Genomic DNA, 14,972 nt, shown 5'->3' on the forward strand with positions numbered 1-14,972 from the left:
CTGGATGCTGGCGCCGATCATGGTGCTGGCCGCGATCGCGATGATCCTGGTCCGCAAGGCGGTGCACTCCGCGCTGCTGCTCGCGACCGTGATGATCTGCCTGGCCATCCAGTACGCGGCGCAGGACGCGCCGTTCCTGTTCGCGGTCCAGATCATCGTCTACACCGGCGCGATCCTGATGCTGTTCCTGTTCGTCTTGATGCTGGTCGGCGTCGACGCGTCCGACTCGCTGGTCGAGACGATCCGCGGTCAGCGGCTGCTCGCCGGGGTCGCGTTCCTGGGGATCGGGATCCTGCTCGTCTTCGCCGTCGGCAACGTGAAGTACGGCGACCCGGTCGGGCTCGGCCAGGCGCAGCCGGACGGGAACGTGAAGGGCCTGGCGCAGCTGCTGTTCGGCAAGTACGTGTTCGCCTTCGAGGTCACCTCGGCGCTGCTGATCACCGCGGCGATGGGCGCGATGATGCTGGCGCACCGCGAGCGGCTGACCAAGAAGCTGACCCAGCGCGACCACGCCGAGGAGCGGATCCGCAAGTACGCCGAGGCCGGCGTGCACCCGGGCCCGCTGCCGACGCCCGGTGTGCTGGCCCGGCACAACGCCGTCGACACGCCGGCCCTGCTGCCGGACGGGTCGATCGCGCCGACCTCGGTTTCGCGGGTGCTGCAGGCACGTGGCACGGTGTTCCCCGAGACCGAGGAGCGCGACGACGTCGACCTGGTCCGCGAGATCGCCGACGGCGACGCGGGCGACGAGGTCCCGCCGGAGCCCACCGGTACGGATCTCACCGGATTCCGTGAAGGAGACAAGTCGTGACGACCGAGCCATACATCGTGTTGTCCGCGATGCTGTTCAGCATCGGGGCGCTGGGCGTGCTGGTACGCCGCAACGCGATCGTCGTCTTCATGTGCGTGGAGTTGATGCTGAACGCAACGAACCTCGCGTTCGTCAGCTTCGCCCGCCAGCACGGCAACCTCGACGGCCAGATCGCCGCCTTCTTCGTGATGGTGGTGGCCGCGGCCGAGGTCGTGATCGGCCTGGCGATCATCATGGCCATCTTCCGCACCCGTCGCTCGGCCTCGGTCGACGACGCCAACCTGCTCAAGTACTGAGGTCTGAAACCGATGAGTCATGAGCTGACGTGGCTGCTGGTCGCGATCCCGGCGGTGTCCGCGGCGATCCTGCTGCTTGGTGGCAAAGCCACCAACAAGTGGGGTCACCTGCTGGGCACCGCGGCGTCGCTGGCCTCGTTCGTCTGCGGGGTCCTGCTGTTCTTCCAGATGCAGGGCAAGTCCGGCGAAGAGCGGTCCGAGACGATCAAGCTGTTCGAGTGGTTCTCGGTCGGCAGCGTGCACGTGGACGTGACGCTGCTGGTCGACCAGCTGTCCATCCTCTTCGTGCTGCTGATCACGGGTGTCGGGTCGCTGATCCACATCTACTCGATCGGCTACATGGAGCACGACGCGCGCAGGCGCCGCTTCTTCGGGTACCTGAACCTGTTCATCGCGTCGATGCTGTTGCTGGTGCTGGCCGCCGACTACCTGCTGGTCTTCGTCGGCTGGGAAGGCGTCGGTCTGGCGTCGTACCTGCTGATCGGGTTCTGGCAGCACAAGCACTCGGCCGCGACCGCCGCGAAGAAGGCGTTCGTGGTGAACCGGGTCGGTGACATCGGCCTGTCGCTCGCGGTGATGAGCATGTGGGCGCTGTTCGGCTCCTCGGCCTTCGCGACCGTGAACGCCGGCGCCGAGCACGTCTCCAGCACCTGGGGAACGCTGCTCGGCCTGATGCTGCTGCTGGCAGCCTGCGGTAAGTCCGCGCAGGTGCCGCTGCAGTCCTGGCTGCTGGACGCGATGGAGGGCCCGACCCCGGTGTCGGCGCTGATCCACGCGGCGACGATGGTCACCGCGGGCGTCTACCTGGTGGTCCGCTCGCACGCGATCTACGAAGTCACCGACGCGGCCTCGACCGCGGTGGTGATCGTCGGCACGGTGACCGCGCTGGCCGGTGCGATCATCGGTTGCGCCAAGGACGACATCAAGAAGGCACTGGCCGGTTCGACGATGAGCCAGATCGGCTACATGATGCTCGCCGCGGGCCTCGGCCCGGCGGGTTACGTCTTCGCGATCTTCCACCTGCTCACGCACGGCTTCTTCAAGGCCAACATGTTCCTCGGCGCCGGCTCGGTGATGCACGGGATGAACGACGACGTGAACATGCGGCACTACGGCGGCCTGGCGAAGTACATGAAGGTCACCTTCGTGACGTTCGCCTTCGGCTACCTCGCGATCCTCGGCATCCCGCCGTTCGCCGGCTTCTTCAGCAAGGACAAGATCATCGAGGCCGCGTTCGCGGACAACATCGTGATCGGGCTCTGCGCGCTGCTCGGCGCCGGGATCACCGCGTTCTACATGACCCGGTTGATGCTGATGACCTTCTTCGGCGAGAAGCGCTGGGAGAAGGACGTGCACCCGCACGAGTCGCCCGCGGTGATGACCGGTCCGCTGATCATCCTGGCGGCCCTCTCGCTCGGTGGCGGCGCGCTGTACTTCGCCGGCCACTGGATCGTCGACTGGCTGGAGCCGGTGGTCGGTCACGAGGAGGAGCACGCTCCGGTCAGCGCCGTCGTGATGACACTGATCACCCTCGCGGTGGTTGCCGTCGGCATCGCGATCGCGGTGGTCCGGTACCGCCGTGACATCCCGAGCGAGGCGCCGGTCCGGGTCTCGCCGGTCACCACCTTCGCCCGCCGTGACCTGTACGGCGACGCGCTCAACGAGGCGGTCCTGATGCGCCCGGGCCAGTACCTCACCCGGACGCTGGTCTGGCTCGACAACCGTGGAGTGGACGGCCTGGTCAACGGGCTGGCCGCACTCTTCGGCGGGCTGTCCGGCCGGCTCCGCCGGTTCCAGACGGGCTTCGTCCGTTCCTACGCACTCAGCATGGTCTTCGGCGCCGCATTCGTGGTCGTCGCCCTCCTCGCGGTGAGGTTGTCGTGAAAATCGGTTGGCTGACCCTGACGCTGCTCCTGCCGTTGGTAGGGGCCCTGGCGACGATCGCGGTGCCGAAAGCCAAGGCGCTGCTGTCCAAGCAGGTGGCACTGGTCTTCTCCCTCGTCACGCTGGCGCTGACCATCGTGATCGCTGTCGGCTACCACCAGAACGGTGCCGCCGACTACGAGGAGAACCACACCTGGATCAAGGCCTTCGGCGCGCACTACGCGCTCGGGCTGGACGGCGTCGGGATCGTGCTGGTGGTGCTCACCGCGCTGCTCACCCCGATCGTGCTGATCGCCTCCTGGAACGACGCGAAGACCGGTCGCTGGAGCGAGAAGTCCTTCTTCGCCTGGATCCTCGGCCTGGAGGCGCTGTCGATCGGCGTCTTCAGCGCCACCGACGTGTTCCTCTTCTACGTGCTGTTCGAGGCCACGCTGATCCCGATGTACTTCCTGATCGGTGGCTTCGGCGGTCCGCAGCGGTCGTACGCGGCGGTGAAGTTCCTGCTCTACTCGCTGCTCGGCGGTCTGCTGATGCTGGCCTCGGTGGTCGGCCTGTACGTGGTGTCGGCCAAGAACGGCGGCGACCCGTCGTACCTGCTGACCGACCTGGTCAAGGTCGACATGTCGCAGAACACCGAGCGCTGGCTGTTCCTCGGCTTCTTCTTCGCCTTCGCGGTGAAGGCGCCGATGGTGCCGTTCCACACCTGGCTGCCGGACGCGGCCGCTGAGGCGACCCCCGGTACGTCGGTGCTGCTGGTCGGCATCCTGGACAAGATCGGCACCTTCGGGATGATCCGGTTCTGCCTGGGGCTGTTCCCGGAGGCGTCGCGCTGGGCCACCCCGGTGGTCCTGGTGCTCGCCCTGATCAGCGTGCTGTACGGCGCGCTGGTGGCGATCGGCCAGACCGACATCAAGCGGCTGATCGCCTACACCTCGATCTCGCACTTCGGCTTCATCGTGATGGGCATCTTCGCGCTCACCTCGCAGGGGCTGACCGGGTCGACGCTCTACATGTTCAACCACGGACTCTCCACCGCGGCGCTGTTCCTGGTGGCCGGCTACCTGATCTCGCGGCGCGGTTCGGCCCGGATCGCGGACTACGGCGGCGTCGAGAAGGTGGCTCCGGTCCTGGCCGGCACCTTCCTGTTCGCCGGCCTGTCCAGCCTGGCGCTGCCCGGTCTGTCGCCGTTCATCTCCGAGTTCATGGTGCTGGCCGGAACGTTCAGCAAGCACAAGGTGATCGCGGTGATCGCGGTGCTCGGCATCGTGCTGGCCGCGCTCTACATCCTGATCATGTACCAACGCCTGATGACCGGCCCCGTCCGTGACGGGATCGAGAAGCTGAAGGACCTGAACTTCCGCGAGGTGTTCGCGATCGCACCGCTGGTCGTGCTGATCATCGGGTTCGGTATCTACCCGAAGCCGGTGGTCGACATCATCAAGCCGGCGGTCGAGTCGACGATGCAGCGGGTGGGCGTCACCGACCCGGCCCCGCAGGTTCCCGCGACGGAGGGACAGAAGTGAGTGCAGTTCTGATGCCGCTGGCGGCGCAAGCCCTGCCGCTGGCGGACTTCGTCAAGCCGAAGATCGAGTACAACGAGCTGGCTCCGCTGCTCGCTGTCTTCGGTGCGGCCTGTGTCGGCGTCCTGGCCGAGGCGTTCGTGCCCCGGTACGTACGCCACCTGGTCCAGATCGCGATCGCACTGATCGGTGTCGTCGCGGCCGGCGCCTGGACCATCTTGTTGATGAACGACAAGAAGGAACTGCTCGCGGCGCAGGGCGCGATCTCGGTGGACGGCCCCGCGCTGTTCACCTGGATCACGCTGCTCGCCCTGACGCTGGTCAGCATCCTGCTGTTCGCCGAGCGCTCGGTCGACGGTGGCTTGTCGGCGTTCGCCGGCCAGGCTGCCGCAGTACCGGGCAGTGAGGCGGAGCGCGAGGGTACGGCGCTGAAGGTCGAGCACACCGAGGTCTTCCCGCTGACGCTGTTCGCGGTCGGCGGCATGATGCTGTTCGCCTCGGCCAACGACCTGCTGGTGCTGTTCGTCGCGCTCGAGGTCTTCTCGCTGCCGCTGTACCTGCTCTGCGGGCTGGCGCGCCGTCGCCGGCTGATCTCGCAGGAAGCCGCGATGAAGTACTTCCTGCTCGGCGCCTTCGCCTCGGCCTTCCTGCTGTACGGCATCGCACTTCTGTATGGCTACGCCGGCACCATGTCGCTCGGCGGCATCTCGGACGCGCTGGCCACCAAGACCGGCGGCGACGCGATCCTGCTGGCCGGTACCGGCCTGATCGGGGTCGGCCTGCTGTTCAAGGTCGGCGCGGTCCCGTTCCACTCGTGGACGCCGGACGTGTACCAGGGCGCTCCGACGCCGGTCACCGGGTTCATGGCGGCCTGCACCAAGATCGCCGCGTTCATCGGGCTGATGCGGGTCTTCTACGTCGCCCTCGGCGGCTCGCGCTGGGACTGGGCGCCGATGATGTGGATCGTCGCGATCCTCACCATGGTGGTCGGCTCGATCGTGGCGCTGACCCAGACCGACGTGAAGCGGATGCTCGCCTACTCGTCGATCGCGCACGCCGGCTTCCTGCTGACCGCGTTCGTCGGGCTCTCGCAGGCCGGCAGTGGGGTCACCCACGGCATCACCTCGACACAGGCGGTGCTGTTCTACCTGGTCTGCTACGGCTTCCCGACCATCGGCGCCTTCGCGCTGGTGACGCTGGTCCGCGACGCGGGCGGCGAGGCCACCCACCTGTCGCGCTGGGCCGGACTGGGCAAGAAGTCGCCGCTGCTGGCGGGCATCTTCGCCTTCTTCCTGCTCGGCTTCGCCGGTATCCCGCTGACCGCGGGCTTCACCGGCAAGTGGGCCGTGTTCACGGCGGCGTGGACCGGTGGCGCTTGGCCGCTGGTCGTGGTCGCGGTGCTCTGCAGCCTGGTCGCCGCGTTCTTCTACGTCCGCGTCATCGTGCTGATGTTCTTCTCCGACCTGCCGGCCGACGCGCCGGACGTGGCCCTGCCGGGTTGGCAGACCACCACGGCCGTCGCGCTGGGTCTGGCCGCCACGGTGGTCCTCGGTATCGTTCCGGGACCGGTGCTCGACCTGGCTGCCCGGGCGGGTGAGTTCATCCGGTGAGTCCCACCCCGCTGCCGGCCGAGAGCCTGGGCTTCACGTTCGCCGACGAGGCGCTCGAAGCCCGGGTTCGCGCTGGGCTGGTCAAGGTCGAGCAGGCGCTGCGCGACTCCGCGCAGTCCGAGGCGCCGTTCGTCACCGAGGCCGTCCAGCACGTGATGGTTGCCGGTGGCAAGCGGTTCCGGCCGTTGCTGGTGTTGCTCGCCGCTGAACTCGGCCCTTCGTCTGGCTCTTCCGAGGTGATCGACGCGGCCGTTGTCGTGGAGCTGACCCACGTGGCGACGCTCTACCACGACGACGTGATGGACGAGGCGGCGTTGCGCCGTGGGTCGTCGACGGCCAACGCGCGCTGGGACAACTCGGTCGCGATCCTGGCGGGGGACTGGCTCTTCGCTCGCGCCTCGGACTTGGTTGCTTCGCTGGGGCCGGAGGCTGTCCGGATTCAGTCGCGGACGTTCGGGCGGCTGGTCGAGGGGCAGATCCGGGAGACCCTTGGTGTCTCGGAGGGGCAGGATCCGCTGGCGCATTACCTGTCGGTGGTTGCGGACAAGACCGGGTCGCTGATTGCGACGTCGGCTTTGTTCGGCGCTCGGTTCGCGGGGGCCTCGGCGGAGGTACAGGAGACTGTTCGGGCGTTCGGCGAGGAGATCGGGCAGGCGTTCCAATTGGCCGACGACATCCTCGACATCATGTCCGAGGAGTCCGGGAAGACGCCTGGTACGGACCTGCGCGAAGGCGTTCCGACGCTGCCGGTGCTGATCTTCCGGGCTCAGGCCAACCCGTCGTCACCGGTCGACGCGCGGCTGCTCGAGCTGCTCGACTCGGACCTGACCGACGACGCCCGGCTGGCCGAGGCGCTGGCGATTCTGCGGGTGCATCCGTCGCTGCAGCAGGCCGAGGACGACGTACGGCGTCGCGCCGATGACGCCCGCAAACTGCTTTCCGATCTGCCTGAGGGCCCCGGCCGCTCAGCGCTCGAGTCCCTCTGCGACCTGGTGGTCACCCGCTCGATCTGAGCCGGAGCCGCAGATGACGCCCGTGGAACCGACCGGTTCCGCGGGCGTCAACGTTTGTCCGCCCCCCTTCTGAGTCTCAGCTGAAGGTGATCCTGGCCAGTCGGTCTGCTTGGTCACGGGTCAGGATCACCGCCGAGGTCGCGCCGGGGACCACCCGGCCGGGGTCGGTGACGGCCAGCTCGCGTAGTACCGGCCAGCGGTGGGCATGGGTTTGCATACTTGCGGTCCGGACGACCCGCTGCCGCGCATGCTGACCATGCCTGGCGATGTCGGCCGGCACATCGAGCATGACCAGGTGCACCGGCCGGCCCGCGAGCTTCGCTGCCTGGCCGATCAGGTGTCTGGCCAGCGGCTTCGTCGCGCAGTCGTGAATCACCAAGGGGCCTTTGGAGCGGAGTGCACGGAGTACCTGGGCGTAGTAGGTCAGGTGGAGGAGGGGACGCCAGGCGGCGTACGGGAGATTGCGCAGTACCGGCTTCCAGCGGTTGCGGATGGGCTCGGAGTCGAGGACCCGGACGGCGCCGGACCCGGCCGGGAACAGCCGCCGGAGCAGGGTGCTCTTGCCTGCGCCGGGGATGCCGGCCAGGACGACAACCGAGTCCTGTGGGTAGTGGAGTTCGCGGACACTCGGTGAGCTCAGCAATGCCGTCACGGGGAGCCTCCTTCGGCGTTCCCCCGATCATCGCCGGGGCCTCTGAGAGCCCTCTGAGAATCCGCTGAAGACGGCTAGCGGTTGGTCCAGGTGGGGCTGTCGACGTAGTGGTTGTCGTAGAGGTCGCTGGTGGTGGCGAGGACGGCGGGGTCGGTCTCGCCGCGGTAGACGCCTTCGAGCAGGCGGTAGTAGTTGAAGCGGGGCTTGGCGTGGGTGAGGACGAAGAGCACCTCGGCTTCCGGCGTACCGGCTGCTTCGAAGGCGTGCGGGGTGTTCGGTGGTACGACGAGGAAGTCGCCCTGGTCGAGGGTGATGAGGTCGTCGCCGGTGAGTACGCGCAGGCTGCCGGCGAGGACGAAGAACAGCTCGGACGCCTCCTGGTGCAGGTGCGGGGGAGCGCCTTCCTTGCCAGGCTTGAAGATCGAGCGGTGGCTGGTGAGGTGGCCGTTCGTGGCCGGGGTGTCGGCGAGCAGGGTGACACCGCTGGCCTCGAGAACCTCGGCGTCGGTGGAACGGATGAGGATGCTCATGTCTTGCTCCTTCAATGTAGACGTTTGATGTCCAGAATTAAGTCCTGCGTTTGCTGCTCCGGGTGGCGCTCAGGACTTGAGGTTGGCGAACCAGCCGCGGGTGTTCTCGGCGGTCTCGGGGTAGGTGCTCTCGACCTGCTCGACGAGGTCCGCGATCGTCTTGGCGGCCAGCTCACGCCGGTAGGTGAGCTCGGCCTTGCGCATGGACATCGAGACCACGCAGGTCTTCCGGTAGTCCGCCTTCTCGTCGGCGCCCGGCCCGGCCTTCAGAATCTGAGTGCACCGAAAGGCGTCCTCGGATCCGTCGATCGCCACCACCACGTCAAGCAAGGTGATCTTGTCGGGCGCCTTGGCCAACTGAAACCCACCCTTGGGCCCCGAGGTGGAGCTGAGAATGCCGGCCCTGGTCAGCGCCTGGAGTTGCTTGTTCAGATAGGCCGTCGGAAGCTCGTAGAACGCAGCGAGCCGCTTGGCGGTCACCGCCTCGCCCGGGATGAAGCACAGATTCACGCAACTGTGCACCGCCCACTCGACCCCCTCGTTCATCTTCACAACCTAGATACTAAATATCCAGAATAAAAGTGTCAACCCCGGTTTGGGGAGGATCATCTACGGGACTGGGGAGGCAAATCGCCCGATCCGGGGGCAAGAACCACCCCAACCCCCTTGCCCGGCCTGCAGGAACGGTGTGTTGGTTACTGATACAGCGTTCTCGGGTCGAGTTGCGTGCTGGGTTGTGGGGAGTTGGTGGGGGCGTTCGTCGGGCGGGTGCGGTGGTGGTGGGTGAGGGAGTCTGCGGTGAAGACGGCTAGGGCTAGCCAGACGAGGGTGAAGCCGGTCCAGCGGATGGGGGACATGTGTTCGTGGAAGACGAGGGTGCCCAGGAGGAATTGGATGACCGGGGTGAGGTAGTTCAGGAGGCCGAGGGTGGTCATCGAGATTCGGGTTGCGGCGGCGCCGAAGAGGAGCAGGGGGATTGCGGTCAGGGGGCCGGTCAGTAGGACCAGGACGAAGTAGCCGGGGCCGTGGTCGGTGACCGTGGAGGTGCCGTGGGCGCCGAGGATGGCGATGGCGAGCAGGGCTAGCGGAGATACGGTGGCGGACTCGATGGCCATGCCTTCGAGAGCGCCGGCGTTGGCCTTCTTCTTGGCCAGGCCGTAGAAGCCGAAGGAGAAGGTCAGGATCAGCGCGATCCACGGCGGGCGGCCGTTTTCGATGGTCATGCCGGCTACGGCGATGAAGGCGATCGCGACTGCCACCCATTGCGCCGGGCGGAGGCGCTCCTTCAGGAGCAGTACGCCGAGGAGGACGGTGAACAGCGGCGTGATGAAGTAGCCGAGCGACGCCTCGATGATCCGGTCGTTGTTGACGCTCCAGATGTAGCCGCCCCAGTTGACCGTGATCAGGACGGAGCCGGCGATCAGCGGCCACCGGCTGCGCGGGTTGGCGAGCAATGCGCGGACTTGACCGAAGCGACGGCGTACCAGGACCAAGCCGGCGATCGTGACGAGCGACCAGACGATGCGGTGGGCGAGGAGTTCGACCGCGCCGGACGAGCTGATCAGCTTCCAGTAGAGCGGGACCAGCCCCCAGAACAGGTAGGACGCGAGACCGAAGAGGAACCCTCTGCGCTGTTCTGGCACGCTGGCGAGTCTAGGTGAGCCGTCATTTGTGTCAATGCACTTTGCTCATGACGTGAGACGGGCTTTGCGGATGAGGTTGGATAGAGGGAGAAAGAGGAGGTACGGCGTGGGTGTGCGGACCGGTCTGGTCTCGGTGACGTTCCGGAAGTTGGCGGTCGACGAGGTCGTCGAGGTGGCCAAGAAGGCGGGGTTGGCAGCGATCGAGTGGGGTGGTGACATCCATGTCCCGCTCGGCGATCTGCCCGCGGCGCGCAAGGCCCGTGAGCTGTGCGAGGCGAACGGTCTGGCCATCGCGGCGTACGGGTCGTACCTGCGGGCCGGCAGCGTCGACCGCGAGGAGATCCGTACGGCGGTCAACACCGCGGCCGAGCTCGGCGCGCCCCGGATCAGGGTGTGGGCCGGAACAGTCGGTACTGCGGAAGCCGGCGTCGGCGACCGGATGGCGGTCACCCGAGGCTTGGCGGAGCTGGCCGATGTCGCGGCCGGCGCGGGGATCGAGATCGCGATGGAGTTCCACCGCGGCACCCTCACGGATGAGGTCGACTCCACCATCACACTGCTACTCGATGTGGGTGCGCCGAACCTCACGACGTACTGGCAACCCCCGGTGGACCTCAGCGACGCCCAATGCCTCGAGCAACTCGAGTCCCTGATGCCCTGGCTGAGCACAGTCCACGTCTTCTCCTGGTGGCCGTCGAACAACCGCCTCCCGCTCTCCGGCCGAGAGTCCCTCTGGCGCCCAGTCCTGGACCGCCTGTCGAAGGAACCCCGAGAAATCAACGCCCTCCTAGAGTTCGTAGCCGACGACTCCGTAGACCGGTTCTCCACCGACGCAGCCCAACTCCACAACTGGATCTGAGCTACTCGGGCAGATAGATCGCGAGGTACAGCATCCCCTTCGTAGGTCGGCCGTCGACGATCTTCAGGGTGACCTTGCCGGCCGGTCCGGCCGGCGCGCCGTAGGTCTGGGTGAGGAAGCCTGGACCGACGTTGGCGGTGCCACCTCCGAGTTGGACGCTGGGATCATTGGCTAGCCCGAGCAGTTTGGCCTGAATCGGTGCCTGACCAGGCGTCGGGCCGCGGGCGGCAATGCCGTAGGCGATGACGTATGGCTTGTCGGCCGGGGTATCGATTGTCAACTCGTCGCCGCCGGCCGCAGCGACAGTCCGTGCGTCGGTCCGCAGGTAGCGGTAGCCGCCGTACTCGATCACCTGGTCGATGAGGGCGGGTCCGCCGTCGCCGATGAGCGCCTGGATGCTTCCCAATGCGTACGCGCCGAATCCGATGTGCAAGGGCGCACCCGCGAACGGCTTTCCGGTCGCGGTCTCCACGACCTGCAGCGTCACCTCGAGGTATCCGTTCTGGGGCCAGACCACGCTGAAGTCGGAACCAGCCTGCTGGAAGACCACAGGCTGCTCCGCGGTGCACCGGTACGACGTCAGCGGCTTCCCGTTGATGATGATCTTGAGGGTGAACTGGCCGGACACCATCTCTGCGGCGCAGAAGGTCCGAAGGCGGATCCCGGCGGAGGGGGCTTTGAACCGTCGGGTCAAGGTCTCTTCCCCGAAGTTGCTGACGGCCGCGCTGACCAGCGTGTCGGTGGCGGCCTTCGAGGGGAACCGGAATCCGTCCTTGACGTAGTCGCCGGGTCCTACCGGTGGGACCCGGACCGGTAGGCCGGCAACAGCCGGATCCACGGGCTGCGCGGGCGATCGATAGATACCGATCGCCAGGCCGGCCACGGAAGGGCTCTCCTTACCTGTGCTCCGGTCGACAACGAAGACCTGTACCCGGGTCGCCTTCCCGGGCTTCGCCTGGAGCCAGAGAAGGTGGTCCGATGGCACCGCCGACGCGTGCCGGGGTGAGTCGCCGGTGTCGTCGCAGGGCTGATCCAGGACGACGTGGGTGTCGACGGTGACTCGGACGAGCTGGCCCTCGGCCTCCGCCCGGCAGTAGGAGCGGAAGGTGAGGTCGGTGCTTCCCGGAGTCCAGCTGAACTCGAGACTGTCGGCACCTGGCTCGGCGATCTCAGCCTTGTCGAGGCGGTCCGCACCTACGGTGCCGGGGATGGTGATGCCGTTCCGGGTGACGTCCGGCGGCGGTTTGGCGGGATCTGGGGCTGAGGTATCGATGGCGCCGGGCAGCACTGCCGCGATGGCGGCGACGGCGGCGGCCGCGGTGGTGAGGATTGTCGCCGCGCGTTGGCGTTTCAGGACTTTGCGGCGGCGGCGGATGGCCGGCAGCGGTACCGGGGTGGCGGGGTCTACTTCGCCGGCCTGCTGGTGGAGTTGGCCGCGGAGATCTTCGAGGTTCATGGGCGCCGCTCCTTCGCAGGGCTGTGGTCCAGCAGGCTGGGGTCGATGCGGAGCTTGGCCAGGGCCCGGTTGGCCTGGCTCTTGACTGTGCCCACCGAGCAGTTGAGGAGGCGGGCGGTTTCTGTTTCGGTGAGGTCTTCGTAGAAGCGGAGGACTATTACTGCCCGCATACGTTTGGGGAGGCGGCGGAGGGCCTCGGTCAGGTCGGTGCGGTCTTCGACCTCGGTGCGGGCGTTGGGGGTGGGGGTGTGCGGGAGGTCGTCGGTTGGGTATTCCGAGTTCCAGCGGCGGCGCCACCAGGCGGTGTAGGTGTTGAGCATGGTGCGGCGGACGTACGGCATCGGGTTGTCGTGGGCGATGCGCTTCCAGACGAGCCAGCATTTGGCGAGGGTGGCTTGGACGAGGTCTTCGGCGGTGGATCGGTTCTGGGTGAGCAGGTACGCAGTACGCAGCAGAGCCGCGTACTGCGTACTGGCAAACTCCTCGAAGTCCGCAGGCCCGCTCATCCCAGCCCTCGTCGTGTGCACACCGACAAGGAGCGGCTGAGCGGCCCCGATGGTTGCATCCGGATCAGTCGGCGGGGACGTAGATCGCCATGACGAGGTGGCCGGGGCCTTTGCCGATGCCGGTGGCGGTGAGGGTCGCGGTGCCGGCTGGGCGGGCCGGCTCGCCCTCGGTGCCGTAGCCGCCGGCGCCGCTGCGACCCGGTGAGTTGGACAGGCCGGTGACCTCGATCATGGAGTTCTGGCCGACCTTGCCAGTGCTGCCGTAGGAGACCAGGAACGGGGTATCGGCCGGCGTCGCGATCGTGAGGCGGTTGGCGCCGGGGAACGCGACCTTCTTCAGTTCGGTGAGGCGGTAGTTCCGTCCGTCGTGCTCGCGGAGCTCGTCGAAGTTCGTGTCGTCGACGGTCTGCTGCTTGCCCTTGGCATAGACGCCCAGGCCGATCCAGTCGTGCTCCCGGGTGACCGGCTTGCCGTTCTTGTCTTCCAGCCGGACGGACACCTTGACCTGCTCGCCGGCCGCGGGCGGCGCCACGCCGAGGATGACGCTGCTGCCGGCACCGGCGTCGAGGGAGCCGCCCGAACAGCTGACCGAGGAGGCCGGCCCGCCGTTGTAGCTGATGGACAGCTGGTACAGCGGGAACTCGCCCGGACCGGTCGCCAGCGCCGTGCAGAGCGGACTGAGGCTGAGCTGGCTGCCGGTCGCGGTGACGGTGAGGTCGAACTGGTTCTTGCCACGATCGGCGACCAGCGCGCCGAGCAGCGTGTCGCCGCCGACCTTGGCGCGGTAGCGGACACCGTCCTTGACGTAGTCGGCGTCGGAGGTCGGCGGGATCCGGCCGGGTGGGCCGTCCGGCGCCGTGCCCACGCTGTGATAGATGCCTAGGGCAACTTGTGTGCTGCGGTCCTGGATCGCCCGGCCGGACTCGTCGGTGAGCTGGACGACGACCCGGGCGGACTTGCCCGGCGTCACCGCGAGCCAGAAGGTGTCGTTGGCCTGCACGTTGACCCCGGAGCCGGGCTGGTCCGAGGGGTAGCTCGGGAAGCACTCGCTGGTGCCGATGACGAAGTCGTTGACGGTGACCTTCACGTGCTGGATCTCGTTCGTACCCGACTGGCAGAGGCCCTCGAACCTGAGGTCCTGGCGTTCCTGCGGCGTCCAGCTGAAATCGAGCTTGTTCTCGCCGAGGTCGCCGACCCAGCCCTTCAGTAACGTGTCCTGGCCCTCGACCGCGGAGATGACCATGCCGTTCTTGGTGTAGTCGCGGGGTGTGGGGGTTTCGGCCGGTTGCGGAGTCGTGGTGGTGAGGCCGGGGATCAGGCCGGTGGCGAAGGCTGCGATGAGGGCTACGCCGGCTACGGCTCCGGCGGCGCCGGCGGTGCGGCGGCGTTTGGTCTGGGTGATTTTGCGGTGGACGCCGGAGAGGAGGTCGGGGGTTTCGTCGGTGGTTTCGGCGCGGGCGTTGAGTTCGTCGCGCAGGTCCGTGAGCTTCATCGCGTGGCCTCCCGGTCGGCGGTGGTGTCGGTGGTCAGCAGCGCGGGGTCCAGGCGCAGTTTGGCGAAGGCCTTGCTGGTCTGGCTTTTCACCGTGCCGGGGCTGCAGCCGAGGACGCGGGCGGTCTCTGCTTCGGACAGGTCTTCGTAGTAGCGCAGTACGACGACGGCGCGTTGCCGGCGTGGCAGTCGTTGCAACGCTCGCCACACGTCGGTGCGCTCTTCGGCGCTCGTCTGTACTGCGTGCTCGGGCAACTCCTCCGTCGGCTGCTCACCGTTCCAGCGGCGGCGCCACCAGGAGGCGTAGGTGTTGACCATCACCTTGCGGACGTACGGCTCCGGGTCGCCGCCCTCGATCCGGGACCAGGCGAACCAGGCCTTGGCCAGGGCCGTCTGGACCAGGTCCTCAGCCAGCGCGTGGTCCTGAGTCAGCAGGTAGGCGGTCCGCAGCAGTCTGCGAGACCGCGCGAGTACGAACGCATCGAACCCTTCAGCAGCCGTCACCGGTCGCCCCGTTCCCCGTGCACGCAGTGTGAGCGTGCTGTCGTCAATGGTCACATCATGGAGGACCGGCAAGCTCGTCCGATCGGTTGCCCGCAAGCTGCTGTTCGTCGAAAAGTTTCCAGCGAGCTCTGGTCAAGTGGTGGATCTTGCCGGGACAGTGGCCGGGTCAGGCGCGTTTCGCCCCAAATGCGTTCGGA

At 67.3% G+C, this 14,972-nt stretch carries 15 protein-coding genes; 7 read left to right on the forward strand and 8 right to left on the reverse strand.

Going from position 1 to position 14,972, the window contains the following annotated elements; translation table 11 throughout:
• The first annotated feature begins 4 nt into the window (after positions 1-4).
• From ABD116_RS26815 to ABD116_RS26840, 6 genes are read left to right on the forward strand one after another with little or no spacing between them, the layout of a single operon-like run.
• Positions 5-811 carry an NADH-quinone oxidoreductase subunit J gene (locus ABD116_RS26815; RefSeq protein ID WP_343976843.1) on the forward strand — a complete coding sequence of 269 codons (807 nt, stop codon included), beginning with the start codon at positions 5-7 and terminating at the stop codon, positions 809-811.
• The gene (gene nuoK, locus ABD116_RS26820; RefSeq protein ID WP_020391937.1) at positions 808-1,107 is read left to right on the forward strand and encodes an NADH-quinone oxidoreductase subunit NuoK; all 300 of its coding nucleotides are present in this window, start codon (positions 808-810) and stop codon (positions 1,105-1,107) included. Before ABD116_RS26815 ends, nuoK begins: the two co-directional genes overlap by 4 nt.
• 12 nt (positions 1,108-1,119) lie before the next feature.
• Positions 1,120-2,991, forward strand: coding sequence for an NADH-quinone oxidoreductase subunit L (gene nuoL / locus ABD116_RS26825; RefSeq protein ID WP_343975934.1), 1,872 nt, complete (start codon positions 1,120-1,122; stop codon positions 2,989-2,991).
• Positions 2,988-4,514: an NADH-quinone oxidoreductase subunit M gene (locus ABD116_RS26830; protein WP_343975937.1), complete on the forward strand. Its 1,527-nt coding sequence runs from the start codon at positions 2,988-2,990 to the stop codon at positions 4,512-4,514. The genes nuoL and ABD116_RS26830 overlap by 4 nt, the downstream gene beginning before the upstream one ends.
• 11 nt (positions 4,515-4,525) lie before the next feature.
• The gene (gene nuoN / locus ABD116_RS26835; protein WP_343976847.1) at positions 4,526-6,121 is read left to right on the forward strand and encodes an NADH-quinone oxidoreductase subunit NuoN; all 1,596 of its coding nucleotides are present in this window, start codon (positions 4,526-4,528) and stop codon (positions 6,119-6,121) included.
• Complete coding sequence (locus ABD116_RS26840) at positions 6,118-7,134, forward strand: polyprenyl synthetase family protein (RefSeq protein ID WP_343975940.1); 1,017 nt, start codon at positions 6,118-6,120, stop codon at positions 7,132-7,134. The genes nuoN and ABD116_RS26840 overlap by 4 nt, the downstream gene beginning before the upstream one ends.
• Before the next feature lie 76 nt (positions 7,135-7,210).
• Here ABD116_RS26840 and ABD116_RS26845 read toward each other — a convergent pair whose 3' ends face one another.
• The 4 genes from ABD116_RS26845 to rarD form a co-directional block, all read right to left on the reverse strand.
• Positions 7,211-7,786: an AAA family ATPase gene (locus ABD116_RS26845; protein WP_343975943.1), complete on the reverse strand. Its 576-nt coding sequence runs from the start codon at positions 7,784-7,786 to the stop codon at positions 7,211-7,213.
• A gap of 74 nt (positions 7,787-7,860) precedes the next feature.
• Entirely contained in the window at positions 7,861-8,316 is a 456-nt protein-coding gene (locus ABD116_RS26850; protein ID WP_343975946.1) for a cupin domain-containing protein, read from the reverse strand.
• A gap of 69 nt (positions 8,317-8,385) precedes the next feature.
• A complete protein-coding gene (locus tag ABD116_RS26855) occupies positions 8,386-8,862 on the reverse strand; it encodes an RrF2 family transcriptional regulator (protein ID WP_343976850.1) in 477 nt (158 codons plus the stop codon).
• Positions 8,863-9,011: 149 nt separating this feature from the next.
• Entirely contained in the window at positions 9,012-9,959 is a 948-nt protein-coding gene (rarD, locus tag ABD116_RS26860; RefSeq protein WP_343975949.1) for an EamA family transporter RarD, read from the reverse strand.
• Between the two features lie 106 nt (positions 9,960-10,065).
• Between rarD and ABD116_RS26865 the strand changes: the two genes are divergently transcribed.
• A complete protein-coding gene (locus ABD116_RS26865) occupies positions 10,066-10,818 on the forward strand; it encodes a sugar phosphate isomerase/epimerase family protein (protein WP_343975952.1) in 753 nt (250 codons plus the stop codon).
• 1 nt (position 10,819) lies between these two features.
• Here ABD116_RS26865 and ABD116_RS26870 read toward each other — a convergent pair whose 3' ends face one another.
• The 4 genes from ABD116_RS26870 to ABD116_RS26885 all read right to left on the reverse strand — a co-directional run bounded on the left by ABD116_RS26870 (position 10,820) and on the right by ABD116_RS26885 (position 14,775).
• Complete coding sequence (locus ABD116_RS26870; protein ID WP_343975956.1) at positions 10,820-12,274, reverse strand: hypothetical protein; 1,455 nt, start codon at positions 12,272-12,274, stop codon at positions 10,820-10,822.
• Positions 12,271-12,780: a SigE family RNA polymerase sigma factor gene (locus tag ABD116_RS26875; protein ID WP_343975959.1), complete on the reverse strand. Its 510-nt coding sequence runs from the start codon at positions 12,778-12,780 to the stop codon at positions 12,271-12,273. The genes ABD116_RS26870 and ABD116_RS26875 overlap by 4 nt, the downstream gene beginning before the upstream one ends.
• 64 nt (positions 12,781-12,844) lie before the next feature.
• On the reverse strand, positions 12,845-14,272 hold the full coding sequence (locus tag ABD116_RS26880; RefSeq protein WP_343975962.1) for a hypothetical protein: 1,428 nt from the start codon (positions 14,270-14,272) through the stop codon (positions 12,845-12,847).
• Entirely contained in the window at positions 14,269-14,775 is a 507-nt protein-coding gene (locus ABD116_RS26885; RefSeq protein WP_343975964.1) for a SigE family RNA polymerase sigma factor, read from the reverse strand. Before ABD116_RS26885 ends, ABD116_RS26880 begins: the two co-directional genes overlap by 4 nt.
• Between the last annotated feature and the right edge of the window lie 197 nt (positions 14,776-14,972).

Origin of the sequence: Kribbella koreensis, assembly GCF_039525325.1 — a bacterium.
Taxonomy (GTDB): domain Bacteria; phylum Actinomycetota; class Actinomycetes; order Propionibacteriales; family Kribbellaceae; genus Kribbella; species Kribbella koreensis.

Coding starts and splice junctions, on each gene's coding strand:
- ABD116_RS26875 (WP_343975959.1), bottom strand. CDS start 12,780: ATGAGCGGGCCTGCGGACTTCGAGGAGTTTGCCAGTACGCAGTACGCG.
- ABD116_RS26815 (WP_343976843.1), top strand. CDS start 5: ATGCTGGCGCCGATCATGGTGCTGGCCGCGATCGCGATGATCCTGGTC.
- nuoL (WP_343975934.1), top strand. CDS start 1,120: ATGAGTCATGAGCTGACGTGGCTGCTGGTCGCGATCCCGGCGGTGTCC.
- ABD116_RS26850 (WP_343975946.1), bottom strand. CDS start 8,316: ATGAGCATCCTCATCCGTTCCACCGACGCCGAGGTTCTCGAGGCCAGC.
- ABD116_RS26880 (WP_343975962.1), bottom strand. CDS start 14,272: ATGAAGCTCACGGACCTGCGCGACGAACTCAACGCCCGCGCCGAAACC.
- ABD116_RS26855 (WP_343976850.1), bottom strand. CDS start 8,862: ATGAACGAGGGGGTCGAGTGGGCGGTGCACAGTTGCGTGAATCTGTGC.
- ABD116_RS26870 (WP_343975956.1), bottom strand. CDS start 12,274: ATGAACCTCGAAGATCTCCGCGGCCAACTCCACCAGCAGGCCGGCGAA.
- nuoN (WP_343976847.1), top strand. CDS start 4,526: ATGCCGCTGGCGGCGCAAGCCCTGCCGCTGGCGGACTTCGTCAAGCCG.